The following is a 19,516-nucleotide window of genomic DNA, read 5'->3' on the forward strand; positions in this document are numbered from 1 at the left end:
GTTCAGCACGAAGCGAGGGAGACGCGTTTCGACGGCTGAATGGGCTACGGCTCAGGCGGTGCTGTCGAGCACCAGTCGGGCCGTCTCCGCTGGCTGGTCCCAGTGTGGGAAGTGACCGCAGTTCTCGAACCAGTGCAGCGTGGCATCCGGGAACAACTCCGTCGCCCGCGCTGCCTCGCTCGGAACGGTGACTCTGTCTTTCCGCCCCCATCCGATGACCATTCGGCCTTTGAGTGAACCGGCCGGGGCGCCCGCCTGGCGGGGCCCGTTGATCAGGGCATCGAGGGCTGGGTCGAGGCTGGTTGATGTCTTGAACCCCCGAAGCTCGTGCAGCACCAGGTCCTGCGGCAGTTTCCAAGGATGAGCGGAGAACTGCAACAGCAGGGCGGTGCGGCCCACGCGATTGCCCGTGAGGACGGGGAGTGCCGGTTGTATCCGGCGCACCAGAGCGACGGAGGCCTTGATACTCGCCCCGAAGATCGCAGCCTGGCGGTCGTTCCAGAACCCACCGGGCGCCAGTGCGACGGTGGTGCCCGCATGCCCGCGCCGCGCCATCTCCATCGCCATCCGTGCGCCCATGGAGCTGCCGACCACATCGATGTCGCCCAACTCCGCGTCGCGGACAAAGGCTTCGACAGCATCGGTCAGCGTGGCGATCGTGGTTTCCCCGCTCAGCGGCGCGGACTTTCCGCACCCAGGGAGGTCGACGGCGATCACCTCGCGTTCGGCTGCCAGCGTCGGGATGATCGGAGACCAGTTGCCGCTACTGGAACCGAGCCCATGAATGAGGAGCAGTGGTTTGCCGGAGCCTTGCCGGGTCGAGTGCAGCATGGGTCCAACGTAAGGTGGCGGGGTGCGCCCGCCGAGGCGGTTGCCAAAGGGGCACCGAGGGCATACGCATCCTTTCGGATCTGGTAGCGACTCCGCTCCGCTTCGCCGAAGCCGCCCATCGACCGGTCCGTGCGCCGGGGCGTTAGGGTTGCCGGATGCTCCGCCTCATCGCCCGCATCTACTGGGCGTTCAGCAGATGGACTCTCGTCACCGAACCTGCACCCGCCCGGCCCACCGTGGTCCTCGGGGCGCCGCATACTTCGAACTGGGATTTCGTGCTCATGCTGGGGATCGCGTGGCGCCTGAAGATGCGCTTCCGCTGGTTGGGCAAGGAGAGTCTTTTCCGCGGGTGGCGGGGCCCGATCATGCGTGCGATCGGCGGCATCCCGGTCGACAGGTCGAACCCCGCCGGTGTCGTCGATGCGCTCGTCAGCCGCATCCGGGACGGCGACGTGTTCGGCCTCGTGGTGACGCCGGAAGGAACCCGGGGTGGTGTCGCCCACTGGAAGTCGGGCTTCTATCGGATCGCCCGCGAGGCGGGCCTCCCCGTCACGCTCGGCTACGTGGATCGCACCACGATGACCACTGGGCTCGGGCCGACGCTTTCGCTCACCGGCAACGTCAGCGCGGACATGGACGCCATCCGCGCCTTCTACGCAGACAAGGCGGGAATGCTTCCGGCGCTGCGCGTCGAGCCGCGGCTGCGCGAGGAGGACGATCCTCGCCCGGCCACCTCCGCCTAGCCGAAGGTGCCGCTTGACCTCCGACGGAAGGGCGCGGGGCGCGGGCCAACCACCTGCCCAGGGTTAGCCTGGGTGCTTTCACAGACCTGGCGAAGCGCTATCTGGGAGTCGATCGCGCCGATAAGGAGATGGGGGCTCATGGACGCCAACGCGCGGATGCCGGACCCCCAAGAGCTCGGGCATATCTGCCGCGTTCTCGGCGGATGGCAAGACGACGACGGACCACTGCATCTGCATCCGGGTGATCTCGGGTGGTACTCGCTACGAGGATCTGCAGCCACTGCCGCTGCGACGCGTGTGTGGTCCGAGAACGGCACCATTGTCGCGATCGCACTGCTCGACGGCCCCGACCTGCTGCGGTTCGCGATAGACCCGGCGCGGAGCCAGGACGCCTCGCTCGCATCTCGAATCTCGTCGGACGTCGGCAATGCGGAAGCCGGTGTCTTGAAACCCGGAAATGCGACGATCGAAGCGCGCGGCGCGACTGCTCTCGCCGAAGAACTTGCGAGCCACGGATGGGTGCCGGACGAGCCGTGGACACCTCTGCGCCGGGATCTTGCAGAGCCCGTATCCGTGGGGGTTTCCGGGCTTCGCGTCGAGACGGTGGAGCCGGAGCGCACCGCGGAATGGGTGGCCGTTCATTGGTCGGCTTTCCGCGGGACGCCAATGCCCCGCGAGCGCCTTCGAAGTTTTGTCGATGGGTGGTGCGCGGCTGCCGAGACTCCGTTCTTCGAAGCCGGGCGCATCCTCCTGCTGCGAGACGAACACGACCGCCCGGTCGCTGTCTCCACCGTGTGGTCCGGCGGCGCCGGGAGTCCGGGGCTCATCGAGCCGTTGGGAGTTCATCAAGAGCATCGCGGGCGAGGGTACGGCGCAGTGATGTCACGAGCGGCCGCGGCTGCCCTGCGCGAAATGGGTTCGTCCAGCGCAACGGTATGCGCGGAAAGCTCCAACGTCGGTGCGATCGCAACGTAACTTGCGGCCGAGTTCGTCGCCGACACGGAGGTCCCCGACTGGCGCCGCGATGGGTGATGCGCCACCGATTGCTCGCGAAGACTGCGGCTGAGACGGTTCGGGGCGGACGTGCCGCAGTTGCCGTCCGATCGCGTGGAATGTCTGCAGCAGCGAGATCGCTTCAACAGGTGTGAGCAACGACGTCATCGATGCCCTGCACCAAAGTCAGATCATCGACCTGACGACGACCGGTCGCCGTAGCGGTCTGCCGCGCCGCATCGAGATCTTTCTCCACTATGAAGACGGTGTGCTGTTCATCACCGGGATGCCCCGTCGAGACCGCACCAGGGACTGGATACGCAACATCACCGCAGACCCCCGTGTCATCGTGCATCTGAAGCAGGGAGTCGAGGTCGACATTCCTGCCACGGCACGCGTGATCGCCGATCCAGACGAAGCACGGCCGCTCATCGAGGCCGCCGCACGCCGATGGCGCAGAGACGATGTCGAGGAGATGATCGCGCATAGCCCGCTCATCGTGCTGACGGTCGCTCCTTCGCCCCCCGCCTGACGGAGCTCCAAGCCGCTCGACGCGATCCTCGGCGCAAAGGGGCCGAGATTTCCTGCGGTGTGAAGGCGAACGCAACGGGACCGCATAACACGACCCGTTCGCGGGCGGCCCCGCGCGATACTTCGGCGCTTCGCTGGCGCTGAACGCGCAGATCGCGGCCTCGGCGGCACCCCGGTGCGTCCAGGCTCGCTCACGCTGATGTCCCACGGGCGGACGCCGGAAAAAGACACCAGTCCGCTGTTACGTCCGCACGCCTCGCTTCTGCTTCGCGCACTGCCCGCTGAAGGATCGGTCAGACGGCCCGGATCTCACTCACCGGTGTGTGCATCGGGGTCGCTGTCACCGGACGGGGAGGGGTCGATCAGGCGGCGTGGGCCGGGGCCTTCCCGACCGAGCCGGTCGTCCGGGTTGAAGAGCGTGCATCGGTCGATGGACAGACAGCCGCAGCCGATGCATCCAGTGAAGTCGTCGCGAAGCCGGTGCAGTTCCCGGATTCGCTCGTCGAGCAGGCGTCGCCACCGGTCGGAGATGTGTTGCCAGTCGTCGCGGGTGGGTGTGCGTCCGCCGGGCAGTGAATTCAGTGCCTCGGCGACATCCTTGAGCGGAATGCCGACGCTGCGCGCGATCCTGATGAACGCGACACGCCGCAACATCTCGCGACGGTAGCGGCGCTGATTGCCGGAAGTGCGATCGCTGCTGATGAGGCCCTGGCGCTCGAAGAAATGCAGGGCCGACACCGAGACGCCGGCGCGTCGCGCCAGCTCGCCCACCGTCAGGCTCGCCCTCGGGGATGCCACGTGCTCGTTCATTTGACCTCAACAATACTTCAGGTTTTAGCGTCGGGACATGACCGATAACGAACCGACTCCTTACCTCGTCGTGCCGGACGTAACGGTGCTCCGCGCGGAGCAGATGATGGCCGCACCGATTCGGCCTTCTCGACTCGGTCGACTCTTCCGAATCGCCATGGTGGGAGTGGCGACAGCCGTCAAGGTTCTGCGCCGACGATTGCATGAGCGGGGCGCTCTGAGTGATCGAGAAGCCCTCGCATCAGCGCCTCGATCGCGATCGCGGGGTCGAGTTGCTCGGCAGAAGCGAGAAGCCGGCGTGTGATCAGTCCGTAGACGAGAGCGAGCAGCATGCGAGCTCGTCGACGAGCGACTGCGCATCGACAGGAGGAGCGACGGGAAGCGATCGGCCCGCCCAGAGCGTCACGCGCCGAGGCTAGCCCCGCCCCGGCACCTTCGCCTTCACGATCGGAATCGGCCACTGGGTGACATCCAGTTCGACGAATGCCTCCTGGTAGTCGGTAATCTCGGCTGTAGGAACGCGCCCCACGACACGGCCGAGCCAGGGGTTGTTCGTGAGGCCGGGCAGCGTGGCGACCCGTGCGTCCGACTCCGGCGGGCCAGCGTATGTGAGATCAGCCTCGCCGGAGTCCTCAGCGCGAGGTTCACGGATCCGGTCGCGATCGGCGTCGAAGAACTCGACGCTGAACGGCCCCTCATCCGCGTACCAGCCGTACGCGTCGACGCGCCGAAGGCGGGTCAGCGACGCATGCTCAACAATGATTCGGCGGTTCTCATCGAGGAGCTCGGCAACCCAGGGCAGGTCGGCGATGTGATGGGCACTCGGGAGAAGAAGGACGGGCCCACGGTCCCACATCACCCGGGAGCGGAGCGACACGGCGAACTCTGTGTCGCGAACCGTCGCGAGGAGGTGTGACCCCCACCTGCCTGCGCGCGAGTCCATATCCACAACCCTGACACAGCTATCAGCTCGTTGACGCGTGCACTGTGGCGCGGGGGATCCGCCACATAGGAAGCGCAAAGGTACGTCCAACGGCACGCCAATCCCCGCCCTCGAATGTTGCTGCAACGCACCGATAGAGGAGGACGCCGTGAGCAACACCCCCGAACCCGACCACACCCCGCAGGGCCCAAGCTACGAGGGGCGTGTTCTGCCCCGTCCGGAGGATGAGGTCGTCGACCAGGGCGCCGGATTCGATGTCGCGACCATGGTCAGCCGTCGACGGGTGCTCACGCTGGTGGGACTCGGCGTCGGCGCGGCGACTCTTGCCGCGTGCGCGGCGACGACCGAGTCATCCGCTGGTTCGACCTCGACCGCCACGACAGACTCGACCCCCACGACCGACGCGACCGATGCGACGGACTCGACGACCACCACGACCACGACGACGGCGGCCGGAGAGATCCCCGAGGAGACCAACGGTCCCTACCCCGCGGATGGCACGAACGGCGTGAACGTGCTCGAAGAGTCGGGCATCGTCCGCAGCGACATCCGGTCCAGCCTCGACGGCGGCACGACCGCCGAAGGCGTGCCCCTGACCTTCACGTTCTCCGTGACCGACATCGCCGGCGGCGACGTGCCGTTCGAGGGTGCCGCGGTCTACGTGTGGCACTGCGACGCGCAGGGTCTTTACTCGATGTACTCCGAGGGGGTCGAGGACGAGACGTTCCTCCGCGGCATCCAGGTCGTCGACGCCAACGGCGAGGCCACGTTCCAGACGATCGTGCCGGGTTGCTACACCGGCCGCTGGACGCACATCCACTTCGAGGTGTACCCCGATGTCGCATCCGCGACCGATGTCTCGAACGTCATCGCCACGTCTCAGGTGGCGTTCCCCGAAGAGATGCTCAACGCCGTCTACGAGCTCGACGCCTACTCCGGCTCGGCCCAGAACCTGGCGCAGATCGGCGGCCTCGCCAATGACAACGTCTTCAGCGATGGCACCGAGCTGCAGATGGGGACGTTCAGCGGTGACACCTCGTCCGGCTACGTCGGCACCCTTGCCGTCGGTGTGGACACCGCAACCACCCCGGGCGTCAGCGCCGGCGCCGGTGGCGGGCAGCCGCCGTCCGGCGGAGGCCCTGGCAACTGACCTCTCGACACATCAGAAAGGAACGCTCATGCTGCAGAACCTCACGGGCTGGCACGCCCTCATCATCCTCGCCGTCATCGTGCTGATCTTCGGAGCCGCGAAACTCCCGGCGCTTGCACGAAGCGTCGGTCAGTCGATGCGCATCCTGAAGGACGAAGTCCGGGAAAGCCCGGAGGACGCTCCCACCCACCGAGCGGATGGCGCGGGGGCGGCGTCTCTCCCGCGTGACGCGTCGACCGCGCCCCGGCAGGCCGCCCGCACCACTGCAGGCGCGGGAGGAGTGGGCACGTCATGACCGCCGCGACCGTCGCCCGAGGCGACATGCCCCTCGGATCGCATGTGAGCGAAGCCCGTCGGCGTGCCGTCCGGGCGGCGGTGGCGCTCACGATCGGCATGATCGCCGGATTCGTGTTCTCGGACCAGGTCATCGATGTGCTTCGCGCCCCGATCGAGGTCCTCGCCGAGTCGCGCGACGCGAGCCTGAACTACGACTCTGTGACCGGAGCGTTCGAGCTCAAGCTGAAGATCGCCCTGTTCGCAGGAGTCGTGCTCTCGAGCCCAATCTGGATCTTCGAGCTGTTCGGTTTCGTCTCGCCCGGCCTCACACGTCGTGAACGTCGGCTCACGGTCGGGTTCTCCTTCGCCGCACTCGCGCTGTTCGCCACCGGAAGCGTCACGGGTTTCCTCCTGTTCCCGCACATGGTCGAGTTGCTGGCGAGCTTCGCGTCGGCCGAGGACAGCACGATCCTCAATGCCGCGTACTACGTCGACTTCGTGATGAAGATCGTCGTGGCCACCGGCATCGCCTTCACCCTGCCGGTTTTCATGGTGCTGCTCAACGCGCTCGGACTGGTGTCAGCCCGCACGCTCCTGCGCAGCTGGCGTCTCATCGTGGTCGCGATCGTCGTCTTCAGCGCCCTGGTCACCCCCGCGGCGGATGTGCTGTCGATGTTCCTCATCGCCGTGCCGATGGCGGCGCTCTTCGCCGGCGCACTCCTCATCACTCATCTTCACGACCGCCGCGCGGCCCGGCGCGCGAGCGCCGCTGGCCTTCCCGACCCCGTCGCCACGCCCTCGGGTGTCTGAAGCACCCCGACCCAAGGAGACCCCGTGTTCGGCCTGACCTTCGAGAAGCTCTTCGTCGTCGCCGTTCTCGCTGCGCTGATCATCGGACCGCACCGCTTGCCCCACCTCGCCCGCCGGGCGGGAGAGATCGTGAGGGGACTGCGCGCCTTCGTCGAGAGCACGCGCACCCAGGCCGAGAACGACCTGGGGGTTCCGCTCGACCGTGCTCGCTGGGAGACCATGGATTTTCGCCAGTACGACCCCCGGCGGATCGTGCGCGAAGCTCTCGAGGATGCCCCCCCGCCGAGAGCCGGCACGGCAACTTCGGCAGTGACTCTCGACGATCCTGTCTCTCCCGGCATCGACGACCCGGACATCAGCTCGGGCTCCGTTGCGGAGCTGCCTGCCACCCCGCGGCTGGCCCGCCCGAGCTCAACCGGGCGCGGACAGAAGTACGTCGTCTCAGGTTCGGCGGCGCACCCCCGCCGCATCCTGGTTCCGGCATCGATTGAAGAGGATGCCGCGCCTGCGCCGGCGACCAAGGTCGCCCCGAGCGAGGAGAACGCGGGCGTGGACGCCGTGCGCGTGGTCCTCTGACGCAAGCGACACGCGCTCCCCACACCGACCCCCGCTGTCGAAACCGACCGCGGGGCAGCGGGTTTCGACGGTGCAGGTCGGTCTCAGCGTGGCGGCCGACGGAAAGGAGGTTCCTTACGGAGGAGTGTCGATCGGGGACGCGTTCGATCGTCACCCCAGTGACGCCGACTCCGGCGCACGAAAGGATGACATCATGCGATACGCACTGCTCTTGCACTACCCCGAGATGACCGCGGACGAACTCGGCGCCGAGGCGCTGGCCGAAGGGATGCGAGCCTTCGACGACTACGCGAAAGCCCTCGATGCGGCGGGTGTTCTCATCAGCGCCGAGGTGCTGCAGCCCTCCAGTCTCACTACGACAGTCACGGCAGCGAACGGTGCACTCCAGGTGCAGGACGGCCCCTTCGCCGATACGAAGGAACAGTTGGGCGGCACCTTCGTCATCCAGGTCGACAACCTCGATGACGCCATCGCCTGGGCGGGTCGTGCGCCGTCCGCGCAGTACGGCTCTGTCGAGGTGCGCCCGTCGGGCACCTACTTCGCCGACGGTGCGTGGCAGGCCTTCGATTACCGATGACCGCGGAGAGTCACGCCAGGGCCGTCGCCGAGCGCACGGCGCGGGTGTCATACGGACGCGTTTTGGCGGTGGTGGCGTCGAACACACGCGACGTCGCCCTCGCCGAGGACGCCCTGGCCGATGCTTTCGAGCGAGCCTTGCGGCTCTGGCCCCGCGACGGCGTCCCTGCGAATCCGGAAGGGTGGGTGATCACCGTGGCACGAAACCGACTGCGAGACGCGCTCGGGTCTGCAGCTCGGCGAACCTCTGCTGATCTCGACGACGGCCTCGCGGCGCGCCTCGCCCACCCGGCGTCCACCGATGCCCTCGACGAGCTGGAGCGGCTCGAGAGCATTCCCGACCGCCGATTAAAACTGCTCTTCGCCTGTGCCCATCCCGCGATCGACGCCGCCGCACGCACGCCCCTCATGCTGCAGACGGTGCTGGGGTTCGAGGCGTCGGAGATCGCCGCCGCCTTCGCGGTTCCGAGCGGGACGATGGCCCAGCGACTCGTGCGGGCGAAGCGTCGCATCCGCGGTGCCGGCATCCCGTTCCTCATCCCGCGCCGCGACGACATGCCCGCGCGTCTGCCCGCAGTGCTCGAAGCGATCTACGGCGCATATGCGATCGACTGGCTGAATCAGGGCGACGAGCCGCGCGAGTCGCTCGCGGACGAAGCGCGGTGGCTCGCGGTGCTCACCGCCGCGCTGCTGGGCGACGAGCCCGAGGCGTGGGGGCTTGCCGCGCTGCTGACGTTCGCCCAGTCTCGCGCGGCGGCCCGCATCGGCGATCCCTGGCCGCCGCTCGACGAGCAGGACACCGCGCTGTGGGATCGCGCACTGATCGCCGAGGGCGACGCGCTCCTGCAGCGGGCGTCGGACCTCGGCCGCCCGTTGGGGCGATTCCAGCTCGAGGCGGCCATCCAGGCGGTGCACTGCGACCGAGCCCGCACCGGAGAACTCGAGGTCGAAACCCTCGTGCGGCTCTACCGCGGACTCGTTGCCATCGCCCCCACCGAAGGGGCACGCGCGGCCCTCGCCGCGGCCGAAGCGCGTGCGGCGTCAGCCTCTCCGCTATGAGACTCCGGCTTGTCGAACCCGGCGCTGCGTCACTGTGCCGATGTGTGCTTGCTCAGCCCAGGAGCGCTGCTCGATTGCTGCGAGCCCAGTCTGCGAGTGATCGGGGTGCCCGACCAGTAAGGCGCTCGACGTCGTTGGTCTGCGTGGCGACCCCGTCGAGGCCGCGGCGGGCGACGCGCCCGAACTGCTGGCGCAGCCCCTCGGCCTTCCAGGCCGACACCCCGGTGGCTCGCAGGATCACAGCGAACACTCGGCTGGGAAGGTGGATGTACCGCACCCTCCTCCCCACACCCGCGGCCAGTTCCCGCGCGATCCCGCGGCCGTCGAGGAGTTCGGGCCCGGTGAGGATGGGCTCGGCACCCTCATGTGTTCCGTCCTGAAGGATCTGGGATGCCACGCGGGCGATGTCGGGGGTGTCGATCCAGGGAACCTGCCCGCGGCCGATGGTCTGCGGAAAGATGCCGCGCCGGATCGCCGGTGCTGATGCTTCGAAGTTCGTCATGAAGCCCGAGGCGTGCAGCAGGGTGTACTCGAGTCCGCTCGAGCGCACCAGCTCGTTCACGCGCCAGATCGCGCGACCCCAGGGCAGGGGTGAGTCCTCGACAGCGTCTGCACTCGAGAGGTGGACGATCGCTCTCACTCCGGCGTCGCGGGCGGCTGCGACGGCGTTGGCGCCGTGCTCTGCTTGGCGCTCGGTGGCGGCGACGACAAGGAAGAGCTGATCGACTCCCTCCAGGGCACGGGTGAGAGCCGCGGGGTCGTCGAGGTCGGCCACGCGAGCGTCCACGCCCATTTCGGCGAACTCGTTGGCCTGCTTCTGCTTCCTCACGATCACGCGGACGGGGACTCCCGCTTCGTTCAGAAGCTTCGTCGTCTTCCCGCCCACATCGCCTGTTGCTCCGGTGACCGCGACCAACTTGTTCATTGCGCCTCCATGTATCAGTTATCTGATACCCAACTCTATACCGCTACCATCGAACGGTGCCCTTCACGCCTCGGATCTCCCGCGAAGACGTCGACGGTCTCGCGGCCTGGGCTGTGATCCGCGCTGCGCGGGAGCTGGCGCGCCGGCTCGCGACGGAGCTGGCGCCGTTGCACCTCAGCCCCGTCGAATTCGGAGTGCTGGCGCAGTTGGCGGCAGCAGATGGCCTCAGCCAGGCCGACCTCGCCCGCGCGGTCGGGGTGAGGCCGCAGAGCATGACCGTTGTCATCGCGGGACTCACCGACCGCGGCCTCGTCGAGCGACGCGCCGAACCAGGTCGCGGCCGACACTCTCGTCTCACTCTGACGGATGACGGCGGTGCTCTCCTGGGCGAGGCGTGGACGGTCGCGGCTGCGAGCGACGATTGGTTCGGAGATGATCCTCAGCGCACCGCCTCACTCGCAGAGTTTCTGCATCCGCTTCTCACCCGCGATGACACGACAGGCTGACGGCGTCGGCTCCGCATAGAACTGGACGGCGTCGCCGAAGTGCGGCCCGAGTTCCTGCTCTGACGCAGCGGCGGGCCACCCGTACCCCACCGAAACCGACCCTGGGCGCCGAAACCGCGCGCAGCGCGGTGGGTTTCGACAGCGCGGGTCGGTCTCGAAGGGGCGGGGGGGCGAGGGGGCGCGCGGCGACGCTGCGCGCCGCCCCGCGCGTCACCGCGACCCGGTCGGCATGCCCATCCGCGCGAGCACGACGTTCTCGATCACCTGCACCACGTTGTAGAGCACGAGCGTGATGACGGTGATGAGCGCCACCGAGGCCCACAGCTCGTCGAAGCGCGCCGAGGCGCTGAACTTCTGGATCATCCCGCCGATGCCCTGACCGGTCGAGAGCCATTCGGCGAGCAACGCTCCGGTCACCGCGCCCGGCACCGACACCCGCGCCGCCGCGAAGAGCGACGGGAGGGCTCCGGGCACGTTGACCTTCCGCAGCTGCGTCGCCCGCCCGCCGCCGTAGACGTGGACGAGGTCGAGGCTCTCCTTCGACGCCCGGCTCAGGCCGAACAGCACCGACGCGAGCGCGGGGAAGAGCACCACGATCGAGCCGATCACCGCGACCGAGGCGGGAGTTCCGCGCCCGGTGATGAGGATGATGACGGGCGCGATCGCCACGAGCGGGACGCTTCGCAGCAGCAGTGCGAGAGGCATGACCCCCATCTCGACCGAGCGCGACAGCGAGAACGCGATGGCGAGGACGACGGCGACGAGCATGCCGACGACGAAGCCCAGTGCGGCATCGGAGAGGGTCTGCACGAGGAGGGGCGCCATCTCGGCACGGTGCAGCGCAGCATCCTCATCCGTGAAGAGGAACTGCCACACGTCCACCGGACCCTTGGCGACGTACGGCGAGATCCCCGTGAGGTTCACCACCGCCCACCAGAGCGCGACGACGATGACGAGGGTGAGGAGGGCGTTCAGGAGTGAGCGGCCGACGGCCCGCGCGGCGCCGGTCATGCCGCCACCGCCTTGCCCGAGACCCACGGCGTGACGGCGCGGGCGAGCAGCCCGACGACGGCGTAGCCGACGAGTGCCACGATCGCCGACAGCAGGAACACCGCCCACACGCGTGCGGAGTCGAGGTCGCCCTGCAGCCGGATGAGGGTGATGCCGACGCCTCGGTCGGTGGCACCCATGTACTCGCCGAGGATCGCGCCGAGGAACGCGGACGGGACCGCGATTTGGAGGGCGTTCAGGATGGCGGGAAGGGCGGCGATCAGCCGGACCTTGCGCAGCTGCATCCATCGGGATCCGCCGTAGACGCGCACGACGTCGAGGCTCGAGCGGTCGGACGAGCGGAAGCCGAGGAGCGCCCCGACGACGGTGGTGAAGAACACCGCGAGGGCGGCGAGGAAGATCGCCGTCGCGCTGGGGTCGCCCGCGCGGCGCGCGCCGCCGAGCACGACGATCGCGATGCCGCCGACGGCGACGACCGGCAGGCAGTAGCTCACGACCGCGATCTGCACGACGACCGTCTCGATCTGGGGGAGGAGCAGCACGGTCGAGGCGACGAGGAGAGCCAGCCCGTTGCCCCAGGCGTATCCGATGAGAGCCTCGGTGATCGTCACCTCGAAGACGCCGATGTAGGGGGCGAGGCCGTCGGTCCAGATGGTCTGGAACACCACGAACGGTGAGGGCACGGGGGTGAAGGTCGTGCCGGGCGGCGGCTGGAAGACGGTCGCCGAGAAGACCCACCACGCGGCGAGGAGCCCCGCGGCACCGATCAGCCCGGCGAGCCATCCGGGGATGCGGCGGACGCGCATCAGGCTTCCGCCGCGGCGCGCCCGTCGGCTCCGAAGAGCAGTTCCGACGCGCGGTCGACGAGGGCGTGGAACTCGGGAGTGCGCTGCAGATCAGGCGTACGGGGATGCGGCAGGTCGACGTCGATGATTTCCTTGATCCGCCCGGGACGCGGCGACATCACCGCGACGCGGTCGGAGAGGAAGATCGCCTCGGAGATCCCGTGGGTGACGAGAAGGGTCGTCGCGGGCTTCTCGGTCCAGATGCGCAGCAGCTCGAGGTTGAGGTTCTGGCGGGTCATGTCGTCGAGCGCGCCGAACGGCTCGTCGAGGAGAAGCACCGAGGGCTTGAGGGCGAGGGCGCGGGCGATCGACACGCGTTGGCGCATGCCGCCGGAGAGCTGGGCGGGCTTGGCCTTCTCGAAGCCGGTGAGACCGACGAGCGAGATGAGCTCGTCGATGTATGCCTTGTCGGCGCGGCGGCCGGCGACTTCGAAGACGAGCCGGATGTTGGCATAGACGCTCCGCCACGGAAGGAGCGCGTGGTCCTGGAAGGCGATGCCGAGCTCGCTGTCGCGCCGCAGCTGCGCGGGCGTCTTGCCGTCGACGCGGACGTCGCCCGTCGTCGGCGTCTCGAGGTCGGCGAGGATGCGGAGGATCGTCGACTTGCCGCATCCCGAGGGGCCGAGAAGCGCCAGGAACGAGCCCTTCTCGGTGTGCAGGTGGGTGTCCTGCAGCGCGGTCACGGTGCGGCCGCGACCGGTGGCGAAGGTCTTGGTCAGACCGTCGATGGCGATGCCGGAACCGCCGGCCGGCGCCGCCGACGGGGTGACCCCCGCTGACGGCGCCGCCGCGGCATCCGATGTTGTTGTATCGGTCATGATGGTGCGTCGCTCGGGCTACGGGAGGTAGTCGATGAGCTCCGGGTTCTCCTCGTAGATCTCGTCGATGATCGTGGTGTCGAACAGGTCGTCGACCGACACCTCCCAGCCGGCCGCGGCGAGCGAGGCCACGGTCTGCTCCTTGAGGGCGTCGGAGATGGTGAACAGGCCGTTCGCCTCGGTCTCCTCGGTGGAGATGAGGAGGTTCTGCGCCTCGATGCCGAGCGCGGTCTTCTCAGGGTCGAGGGCTCCGAAGACGGCCTCGAGCCCCTCCGACGACTCTGCGGCGGCCTCGTTGTAGTACTGCTCCACGAGGGTGACGGTGTCCTCGACCGGCTGCTGGAAGACCTCGGTCCAGCCCTTGATCTCGGCGGTGAGGAACGCCTCGAGCAGCTCGCGGTTCTCGGCGAGGTACTGGTCGGTGACGGTGAAGGTCTCGGCGACGTAGGGCACGCCGTTCTCGGCGTAGGCGAGGTTGGTGACCTCGTACCCGGCGAGCTCGACGGTGAGGGCCTCGTTGGTGAGGTAGGCCATGAAGCCGTCGACGTCGCCGTTCATCAGCGGGGTCGGGTCGAAGTCGACCGGGACGACGTTCACGTCGGCGGGGTCGATGCCGTTGGCGTTGAGCAGGGCGGCGAACACCGACGCGTTGGAGTCCTGCACGCCGATCGTCTTGCCGACGAGGTCTTCGGGGGTGGTGATGTTGCCGCCGTCGGCGAGGGACAGGATCGTGAACGGGTTCTTCTGGAAGGTCGCGCCGATGATCTTCAGCGGCGCCTCCTCCTCGGCGATCGCGGCACCGACCGACGCGGCGTCGCTGAGGGCGACCTGCACGGTGCCCGAGAGGAGCTTGGCGACACCGGTGTCGGGACCTGAGATGCCGATCACCTCGTTGAAGCCGGCCTCGTCGTAGTAGCCGTTCTCGTAGGCGTAGAACTCGCCGGCGAACTCCTCGTTCTTGATCCACGAGTACTGGACGCTGATCTCGCCGTACGAGGCCTCTTCGCCGTCGCCGCCGGCGGCGGTGGTCGTGCCGCCCGACGCGCAGCCGGCGAGGACGAGGGCGGATGCGACGAAGGCGGCGGCGCCGGCGGCGAGGCGGCCGCGGCGGCTCAGGGTGCTGTGTGTTGCCATCGGGTGTTGGCTCTTTCTTGTGCAGGTGGAGCTCAGGGATGTGATCAGGCGACGCTATGGCGCCGACGTTTCGAAGGTCGGCGCGGGGTGTTTCGGATGTGTGACGGATGGTGCGGGTCGGTGCGTCGCGCGAAGTCTCGGCGCGGGCCTCCGCACCGGGGTCCGTCGGCTAGCATCCCGGGATGCACGCGATACCGGCATCGTTCCTCGCGATGCCGCGCTGGTGGCACGACGACGAGGGCAGGGAGTGGCTGAGCGAGTTGCCGAGCCTGATCGACCGGCAGTGCGCCACGTGGCAACTGACTCCGGACGGTGAGATCCGCCACGGCTCGAATGCCCTCGTCGTTCCGGTTCGCCGCGGTGACGAGCCGGCGATGCTCCGGCTCGCCCCTCCGGGTGACGACGTCGCCGCGGAGGCGCGAGCGCTTCGCCACTGGGCGGGCGCTCCCGTGGTCGAACTCCTCGACCTCGACCCCCCTCAACGGGCCATGCTGCTCGAGAGGCTCGACGCGAACCGATCGCTGGCCTCCGAATCGGTCCTGGCGGCTATGAGTGTGCTCGGCCGCCTTGTCAGCGAACTCGCGACTCCCGCTCCCGTGACGGTACCGAGCACGCGCGAGATCGCTGCCACATCCCTGTCGACCTTCCCGCTCGACTGGGAGAGTCAGGGACGCCCCACGTCCCGATCCGTTCTGGACTCAACGCTCATCGCCGCAGCCGAGCTCTCGTCCGCGCCGGACGAGGATGCGTCGGTCAACGGCGACGTGCACCCGGATCAGGTGCTGGCAGGCCCTCGCCGCCGTTGGACCGTCGTCGACCCCGTGCTGCTCCGGGGAGACATCGAGTACGACGGCGCTCGGGCGCTGTGGTCCCTCCTGCCGCGGATGCGCGGGGACGACGACATCCGTCTCGCCTTCCACACGTTCGTCGACGCCGCGGGCGTGCCTGAGGAACGCGCCCGAGCCTGGGTCCTCGTGCGATCGATGTCGTATCTGCTGTGGGGCCTCGACCACGGATTGACTGTGGATCCGCCCAAGTGCCGGCGACTCCTCGAGGTGTTCACGTGAGTGCCCCCCGGAACGCGGCCCGTACAATCGCGAAGATGGAGCATGCTCGTGGCTGAAGACCGTGTGGATGCAGGACCGGTGGCTGCGGTCACCGACGACGAGGTCACCGTCAACGGTGCGCTCCGCTCGCTGGACGGCGTGCCGGTGCACACCAACGCCCTCGACTGGCTCCGCTCGTGCGGTCTGACGGGCAGCAAAGAGGGCTGCGCCGAGGGGGAGTGCGGGGCATGCGCCATGCTGATCCTGACGCCGCGGGCAGATGAGGGGGCGGATGTCGCGGGCGCGGCGTGGACCGCGGTGAACTCGTGCCTCGTCCCCGCCCAGGCGCTCCGCGGCCAGGAGATCGTGACCGCCGAGGGCCTCGGCACCCCCGAGGCGCTGCACCCGGTGCAGGAGGTCATGGCCGCGGGGGGTGGGTCGCAGTGCGGCTACTGCACGCCCGGCTTCGTCTGCAGCATGGCGGGGGAGTACTACCGGCGCGATCGCACCCCCGTCGGGGACGAGCGCACCCCCGCGGGGAGCGAGCGCACCCTCGCGGGGAGGGAGGGGAACGGGTTCGACCTGCATGCGCTGAGCGGCAACCTCTGCCGCTGCACCGGCTACCGGCCCATTCGCGATGCGGCATACGAGCTCGGGATGCCGGACGGTGACGATCCGCTGGCGGCGCGCCTGCGGCATCCGGCCCCGGACCCCAGCCCCACCGACGTCACCGTCGACGGCGCACGGTTCGTCCGCCCGGAGACCCTCGACGAGGCGCTCACCCTCCTCGCGAGCGAGCCCGACGCACGCCTGGTCGCCGGGGCCACCGACTGGGGCGTCGACGTGAACCTCCGCAGTGTGCGGGCCCCGCTCGTCGTCGCGATCGACCGGCTGCCCGAGCTGCGCGCGTTCCGCGCCGACGACGCCGAGATCGAGCTCGGCGCGGCGCTCACCCTCACCGAGGTCGCCGCCGCCCTCGGCGATCGCGTGCCGCTCCTCTCCGAGCTGCTGCCGCAGTTCGCCTCACCGCTCATCCGCAACCGCGCGACCCTCGGCGGCAACCTCGGCACCGGGTCGCCGATCGGCGATGCGCTGCCGGCACTCCTCGCCCTGGGCGCGAGTGTCGTCCTCGCCTCGCGCGACGCGGAGCGAGATGTACCGCTCGAGGAATATTTCACCGGCTACCGACAGACCGTCCGGCGCGACGACGAGATCATCCGCGCCTTGCGCTTCCCCGCGCCCCGCGGCGAGCTCGCCGCGTTCCACAAGATCGCCAAGCGCCGGTTCGACGACATCTCCAGCGTCGCCGTCGCGTTCGTGCTCGACCTGCGAGGCGGCGTCGTCGCCGACGCGCGCATCGGGCTCGGCGGCGTCGCCGCCACTCCTCTGCGCGCCCGCGCCACCGAGCAGGCGCTCATCGGCCGCGATTGGAGCCTCGCCACCGTGCGCGAGGTCGCCCCGGTACTCGGCGCCGAGGGCACCCCGATGTCCGACCACCGCGCAAGCGCGGCGTACCGCGCCGCGATGCTCGAGAACGCTTTGCGCAAGCTCTTCGCGCGGCATCCCAAGCCCACGGCCAGGGCGGTGGCGCGATGAGCGACCTTGCCCGGCGTCCCGCCGACCCGATCGTCGGCCGCACCGTCGCGCACGAGAGCGCGGCCCTCCACGTCACCGGCCGGGCGATGTACACCGACGACCTCGCCGTCGAGACCATGGGGGTGCTCACCGCGTGGCCGGTGCAGTCCACCCACACCCATGCGCGCGTGACCCTCGACGTCCTGCCCGCCTACGGCGTGCCCGGGGTGGTCCGGGTGCTCACCGCCGAGGACGTGCCGGGCGTCAACGACGCCGGGGTCAAGCACGACGAGCCGCTCTTCCCCGTCGAGGCGATGTACCACGGGCACGCCCTCGCCTGGGTGCTCGGCGAGACGCCCGAGGCGGCGCGGCTCGGTGCCGCCGCCGTCGAGGTGACCTACGAGCCGCTCCCGAGCATCGTCACCCTCGACGAGGCGATCGCCGCCGAGTCGTTCCAGGGCGCCCAGCGCACTCTCGCCCGCGGCGACGCGGCCGCGGCCCTCGCCGACGCCCCCCACGTGTTCGAGGGCGTCACCGCGTTCTCGGGCCAGGAGCACTTCTACCTCGAGACCCACGCGGCGCTCGCCCGGATCGACTCCGAGGGGCAGGTCTTCGTCGAGTCGTCGACGCAGCACCCGAGCGAGACGCAGGAGATCGTCGCCCACGTGCTCGACCTGCCGTCGCATCAGGTGACCGTGCAGTCGCTGCGGATGGGCGGCGCCTTCGGTGGTAAGGAGATGCAGCCCCACGGACTGGCGGCCATCGCCGCGCTCGGGGCGAGCGTCACCCGGCGCCCGGTGCGGCTGCGCCTGAACCGCACGCAGGATCTGACGATGACCGGCAAGCGGCATCCGTTCCACATCTCCTGGCGGGTCGGATTCGATGACGACGGCCTTCTCCAGGCGCTGGAGGCGACGCTCACCTCCGACGGCGGCTGGGCGCTCGACCTGTCGGAGCCGGTGATGAGCCGCGCGCTCTGCCACGTCGACAACGCGTACTGGATCCCGAACGTCCATGTCGTCGGCCGCGTCGCCCAGACCCACAAGACCTCGCAGACCGCGTTCCGCGGTTTCGGCGGTCCGCAGGGCGTGTTCCTCATCGAAGACATCCTCGGGCGCACCGCCCCCGCGCTCGGCCTCGATCCGGCGGAGCTGCGCAGTCGCAACTTCTACGCTCCCGGGCAGGACACCCCCTACGGCCAGGTGGTGAAGGACGCCGAGCGGATGCCCGCGATCTGGCAGCTGCTCCGCGCCGAGGCCCGGGTCGATGAACGACAGGCCGAGATCGCGGCGTTCAACGCCGAGCACGACGACGTCAAACGCGCGATCGCGATGACCCCGGTCAAGTTCGGCATTTCGTTCAACTTCACCGCCTACAACCAGGCCGGCGCCCTGGTCCACGTCTATAAGGACGGCTCGGTGCTGATCAACCACGGCGGCACCGAGATGGGGCAGGGCCTGCACACCAAGATGCTGCAGGTCGCCGCGACCGCGCTCGGGGTGCCGCTCACCCAGGTGCGGCTCGCCCCGACGCGCACCGACAAGGTGCCGAACACCTCCGCGACGGCGGCCTCGTCGGGTGCCGACCTCAACGGCGCGGCCATCAAGAATGCGTGCGAGCAGATCAAGGAGCGGATGACGGGGGTCGCCGCCGGGCTCCTCGGCACCGATCCGGATGACCTCGTCTTCGCCGGCGGCCAGGTCAGCGCCCCGCATCTGCAGCGCTCGGTGTCCTTCGCCGAAGTGGCCTCCGTCGCGTACTTCTCGCGGGTGCCGCTCTTCGCCGCCGGGTACTACCGGACCGAGGGGCTCTCCTGGGATCAGGAGCGCATGACGGGTTCGCCCTTCAAGTACTTCGCCTACGGCGCCGCGGCCGCCGAGGTCGAGGTGGACGGCTACACCGGCGCCTACCGGCTGCGCCGGGTCGACATCGTCCATGACGTGGGCGACTCGCTCTCGCCACAGATCGATCGCGGGCAGATCGAGGGCGGGTTCGTGCAGGGGGCCGGATGGCTCACCCTCGAGGATCTGCGGTGGGACACCTCCGACGGCCCCGGCCGCGGGCGGCTGCTGACGACCTCGGCGAGCACGTACAAGCTGCCGAGCTTCTCGGAGATGCCCGACGACTTCCGCGTGCACCTCTTCGCCGACGCGCGGGAGGACGGCGCGGTGTACGGGTCGAAGGCCGTGGGCGAGCCGCCGCTCATGCTCGCGTTCGCGGTGCGCGAGGCGCTCCGCGAAGCGGTCGCCGCCTTCGGCGAGGCGGGCCGTAGCGTCGAGCTCTCCTCGCCCGCCACTCCCGAGGCGGTCTTCTGGGCGATCGAGGCGGTGCGCGCCGCCCTCCCCGTCGCGCGCTAGC

General features: G+C 69.2%; 22 protein-coding genes. 13 read left to right on the plus strand and 9 right to left on the minus strand.

All coding sequences use genetic code 11. The features are described from left to right. Positions 1-51 precede the first annotated feature (51 nt). On the minus strand, positions 52-831 hold the full coding sequence (locus tag T9R20_RS00790) for an alpha/beta fold hydrolase (RefSeq protein WP_322410672.1): 780 nt from the start codon (positions 829-831) through the stop codon (positions 52-54). Positions 832-986: 155 nt separating this feature from the next. Here T9R20_RS00790 and T9R20_RS00795 point away from each other — a divergent pair, with 155 nt between their 5' ends. The 3 genes from T9R20_RS00795 (at position 987) to T9R20_RS00805 (ending at position 3,099) form a co-directional block, all read left to right on the plus strand. Continuing rightward, positions 987-1,574, plus strand: coding sequence for a 1-acyl-sn-glycerol-3-phosphate acyltransferase (locus T9R20_RS00795; protein WP_322410673.1), 588 nt, complete (start codon positions 987-989; stop codon positions 1,572-1,574). A 138-nt stretch (positions 1,575-1,712) separates the two neighbouring features. Then, positions 1,713-2,549 carry a GNAT family N-acetyltransferase gene (locus tag T9R20_RS00800; protein ID WP_322410674.1) on the plus strand — a complete coding sequence of 279 codons (837 nt, stop codon included), beginning with the start codon at positions 1,713-1,715 and terminating at the stop codon, positions 2,547-2,549. 169 nt (positions 2,550-2,718) lie between these two features. After that, positions 2,719-3,099, plus strand: coding sequence for a nitroreductase family deazaflavin-dependent oxidoreductase (locus T9R20_RS00805; protein ID WP_322410675.1), 381 nt, complete (start codon positions 2,719-2,721; stop codon positions 3,097-3,099). Positions 3,100-3,407: 308 nt separating this feature from the next. On the opposite strand, the gene soxR is transcribed toward T9R20_RS00805, so the two are convergent. The 3 genes from soxR to T9R20_RS00820 all read right to left on the minus strand — a co-directional run bounded on the left by soxR (position 3,408) and on the right by T9R20_RS00820 (position 4,785). Next, positions 3,408-3,908, minus strand: a complete 501-nt coding sequence (soxR, locus tag T9R20_RS00810; protein WP_322410676.1) for a redox-sensitive transcriptional activator SoxR — start codon at positions 3,906-3,908, stop codon at positions 3,408-3,410. A gap of 179 nt (positions 3,909-4,087) precedes the next feature. Next, positions 4,088-4,240, minus strand: coding sequence for a hypothetical protein (locus tag T9R20_RS00815; RefSeq protein ID WP_322410677.1), 153 nt, complete (start codon positions 4,238-4,240; stop codon positions 4,088-4,090). A gap of 83 nt (positions 4,241-4,323) precedes the next feature. Next, positions 4,324-4,785: a hypothetical protein gene (locus tag T9R20_RS00820; RefSeq protein WP_322410678.1), complete on the minus strand. Its 462-nt coding sequence runs from the start codon at positions 4,783-4,785 to the stop codon at positions 4,324-4,326. 214 nt (positions 4,786-4,999) lie between these two features. On the opposite strand from T9R20_RS00820, the gene T9R20_RS00825 reads away from it, so the two are divergent. The 6 genes from T9R20_RS00825 to T9R20_RS00850 all read left to right on the plus strand — a co-directional run bounded on the left by T9R20_RS00825 (position 5,000) and on the right by T9R20_RS00850 (position 9,298). Continuing rightward, positions 5,000-6,001, plus strand: a complete 1,002-nt coding sequence (locus tag T9R20_RS00825) for an intradiol ring-cleavage dioxygenase (RefSeq protein ID WP_322410679.1) — start codon at positions 5,000-5,002, stop codon at positions 5,999-6,001. A 28-nt stretch (positions 6,002-6,029) separates the two neighbouring features. Continuing rightward, positions 6,030-6,296, plus strand: coding sequence for a twin-arginine translocase TatA/TatE family subunit (gene tatA / locus T9R20_RS00830; protein WP_322410680.1), 267 nt, complete (start codon positions 6,030-6,032; stop codon positions 6,294-6,296). Continuing rightward, complete coding sequence (tatC, locus tag T9R20_RS00835; RefSeq protein ID WP_322410681.1) at positions 6,293-7,087, plus strand: twin-arginine translocase subunit TatC; 795 nt, start codon at positions 6,293-6,295, stop codon at positions 7,085-7,087. Before tatA ends, tatC begins: the two co-directional genes overlap by 4 nt. A 24-nt stretch (positions 7,088-7,111) precedes the next feature. Beyond that, positions 7,112-7,663 (plus strand): twin-arginine translocase TatA/TatE family subunit, encoded by a 552-nt coding sequence (locus T9R20_RS00840; protein WP_322410682.1) that lies wholly within the window; start codon positions 7,112-7,114, stop codon positions 7,661-7,663. Positions 7,664-7,856: 193 nt separating this feature from the next. Continuing rightward, on the plus strand, positions 7,857-8,240 hold the full coding sequence (locus tag T9R20_RS00845; RefSeq protein WP_124292116.1) for a YciI family protein: 384 nt from the start codon (positions 7,857-7,859) through the stop codon (positions 8,238-8,240). After that, positions 8,237-9,298 (plus strand): RNA polymerase sigma factor, encoded by a 1,062-nt coding sequence (locus tag T9R20_RS00850; protein WP_322410683.1) that lies wholly within the window; start codon positions 8,237-8,239, stop codon positions 9,296-9,298. The genes T9R20_RS00845 and T9R20_RS00850 overlap by 4 nt, the downstream gene beginning before the upstream one ends. Positions 9,299-9,350: 52 nt before the next feature. On the opposite strand, the gene T9R20_RS00855 is transcribed toward T9R20_RS00850, so the two are convergent. Beyond that, positions 9,351-10,223: an NmrA family NAD(P)-binding protein gene (locus T9R20_RS00855; protein ID WP_322410684.1), complete on the minus strand. Its 873-nt coding sequence runs from the start codon at positions 10,221-10,223 to the stop codon at positions 9,351-9,353. A gap of 56 nt (positions 10,224-10,279) precedes the next feature. Between T9R20_RS00855 and T9R20_RS00860 the strand changes: the two genes are divergently transcribed. Then, positions 10,280-10,729 carry a MarR family winged helix-turn-helix transcriptional regulator gene (locus tag T9R20_RS00860; protein WP_322410685.1) on the plus strand — a complete coding sequence of 150 codons (450 nt, stop codon included), beginning with the start codon at positions 10,280-10,282 and terminating at the stop codon, positions 10,727-10,729. A 210-nt stretch (positions 10,730-10,939) separates the two neighbouring features. Here T9R20_RS00860 and T9R20_RS00865 read toward each other — a convergent pair whose 3' ends face one another. Genes T9R20_RS00865 through T9R20_RS00880 form a run of 4 tightly spaced genes read right to left on the minus strand, consistent with a single transcriptional unit; the run spans position 10,940 to position 14,537 of the window. Next, entirely contained in the window at positions 10,940-11,740 is an 801-nt protein-coding gene (locus T9R20_RS00865) for an ABC transporter permease (RefSeq protein WP_322410686.1), read from the minus strand. Continuing rightward, positions 11,737-12,546, minus strand: a complete 810-nt coding sequence (locus T9R20_RS00870; protein ID WP_322410687.1) for an ABC transporter permease — start codon at positions 12,544-12,546, stop codon at positions 11,737-11,739. The genes T9R20_RS00865 and T9R20_RS00870 overlap by 4 nt, the downstream gene beginning before the upstream one ends. After that, positions 12,546-13,403, minus strand: coding sequence for an ABC transporter ATP-binding protein (locus tag T9R20_RS00875; protein ID WP_322410688.1), 858 nt, complete (start codon positions 13,401-13,403; stop codon positions 12,546-12,548). Before T9R20_RS00875 ends, T9R20_RS00870 begins: the two co-directional genes overlap by 1 nt. 18 nt (positions 13,404-13,421) lie before the next feature. Then, entirely contained in the window at positions 13,422-14,537 is a 1,116-nt protein-coding gene (locus T9R20_RS00880) for an ABC transporter substrate-binding protein (RefSeq protein WP_322410689.1), read from the minus strand. A 182-nt stretch (positions 14,538-14,719) separates the two neighbouring features. On the opposite strand from T9R20_RS00880, the gene T9R20_RS00885 reads away from it, so the two are divergent. From T9R20_RS00885 to xdhB, 3 genes are read left to right on the plus strand one after another with little or no spacing between them, the layout of a single operon-like run. Further along, positions 14,720-15,604, plus strand: a complete 885-nt coding sequence (locus tag T9R20_RS00885; protein ID WP_322410690.1) for an aminoglycoside phosphotransferase family protein — start codon at positions 14,720-14,722, stop codon at positions 15,602-15,604. A 42-nt stretch (positions 15,605-15,646) separates the two neighbouring features. Continuing rightward, complete coding sequence (locus tag T9R20_RS00890) at positions 15,647-17,179, plus strand: xanthine dehydrogenase small subunit (protein WP_322410691.1); 1,533 nt, start codon at positions 15,647-15,649, stop codon at positions 17,177-17,179. Further along, complete coding sequence (gene xdhB, locus T9R20_RS00895) at positions 17,176-19,515, plus strand: xanthine dehydrogenase molybdopterin binding subunit (protein WP_322410692.1); 2,340 nt, start codon at positions 17,176-17,178, stop codon at positions 19,513-19,515. The genes T9R20_RS00890 and xdhB overlap by 4 nt, the downstream gene beginning before the upstream one ends. The last annotated feature ends 1 nt before the right edge of the window (position 19,516 follow it).

Origin of the sequence: Microbacterium invictum (assembly GCF_034421375.1) — a bacterium.
GTDB lineage: Bacteria > Actinomycetota > Actinomycetes > Actinomycetales > Microbacteriaceae > Microbacterium > Microbacterium invictum_A.

Coding starts and splice junctions, on each gene's coding strand:
- T9R20_RS00790 (WP_322410672.1), bottom strand. CDS start 831: ATGCTGCACTCGACCCGGCAAGGCTCCGGCAAACCACTGCTCCTCATT.
- T9R20_RS00795 (WP_322410673.1), top strand. CDS start 987: ATGCTCCGCCTCATCGCCCGCATCTACTGGGCGTTCAGCAGATGGACT.
- T9R20_RS00800 (WP_322410674.1), top strand. CDS start 1,713: ATGGACGCCAACGCGCGGATGCCGGACCCCCAAGAGCTCGGGCATATC.
- soxR (WP_322410676.1), bottom strand. CDS start 3,908: ATGAACGAGCACGTGGCATCCCCGAGGGCGAGCCTGACGGTGGGCGAG.
- T9R20_RS00815 (WP_322410677.1), bottom strand. CDS start 4,240: ATGCTGCTCGCTCTCGTCTACGGACTGATCACACGCCGGCTTCTCGCT.
- tatA (WP_322410680.1), top strand. CDS start 6,030: ATGCTGCAGAACCTCACGGGCTGGCACGCCCTCATCATCCTCGCCGTC.
- tatC (WP_322410681.1), top strand. CDS start 6,293: ATGACCGCCGCGACCGTCGCCCGAGGCGACATGCCCCTCGGATCGCAT.
- T9R20_RS00845 (WP_124292116.1), top strand. CDS start 7,857: ATGCGATACGCACTGCTCTTGCACTACCCCGAGATGACCGCGGACGAA.
- T9R20_RS00850 (WP_322410683.1), top strand. CDS start 8,237: ATGACCGCGGAGAGTCACGCCAGGGCCGTCGCCGAGCGCACGGCGCGG.
- T9R20_RS00855 (WP_322410684.1), bottom strand. CDS start 10,223: ATGAACAAGTTGGTCGCGGTCACCGGAGCAACAGGCGATGTGGGCGGG.
- T9R20_RS00865 (WP_322410686.1), bottom strand. CDS start 11,740: ATGACCGGCGCCGCGCGGGCCGTCGGCCGCTCACTCCTGAACGCCCTC.
- T9R20_RS00870 (WP_322410687.1), bottom strand. CDS start 12,546: ATGCGCGTCCGCCGCATCCCCGGATGGCTCGCCGGGCTGATCGGTGCC.
- T9R20_RS00875 (WP_322410688.1), bottom strand. CDS start 13,403: ATGACCGATACAACAACATCGGATGCCGCGGCGGCGCCGTCAGCGGGG.
- T9R20_RS00880 (WP_322410689.1), bottom strand. CDS start 14,537: ATGGCAACACACAGCACCCTGAGCCGCCGCGGCCGCCTCGCCGCCGGC.
- T9R20_RS00885 (WP_322410690.1), top strand. CDS start 14,720: ATGCACGCGATACCGGCATCGTTCCTCGCGATGCCGCGCTGGTGGCAC.
- T9R20_RS00890 (WP_322410691.1), top strand. CDS start 15,647: ATGCTCGTGGCTGAAGACCGTGTGGATGCAGGACCGGTGGCTGCGGTC.
- xdhB (WP_322410692.1), top strand. CDS start 17,176: ATGAGCGACCTTGCCCGGCGTCCCGCCGACCCGATCGTCGGCCGCACC.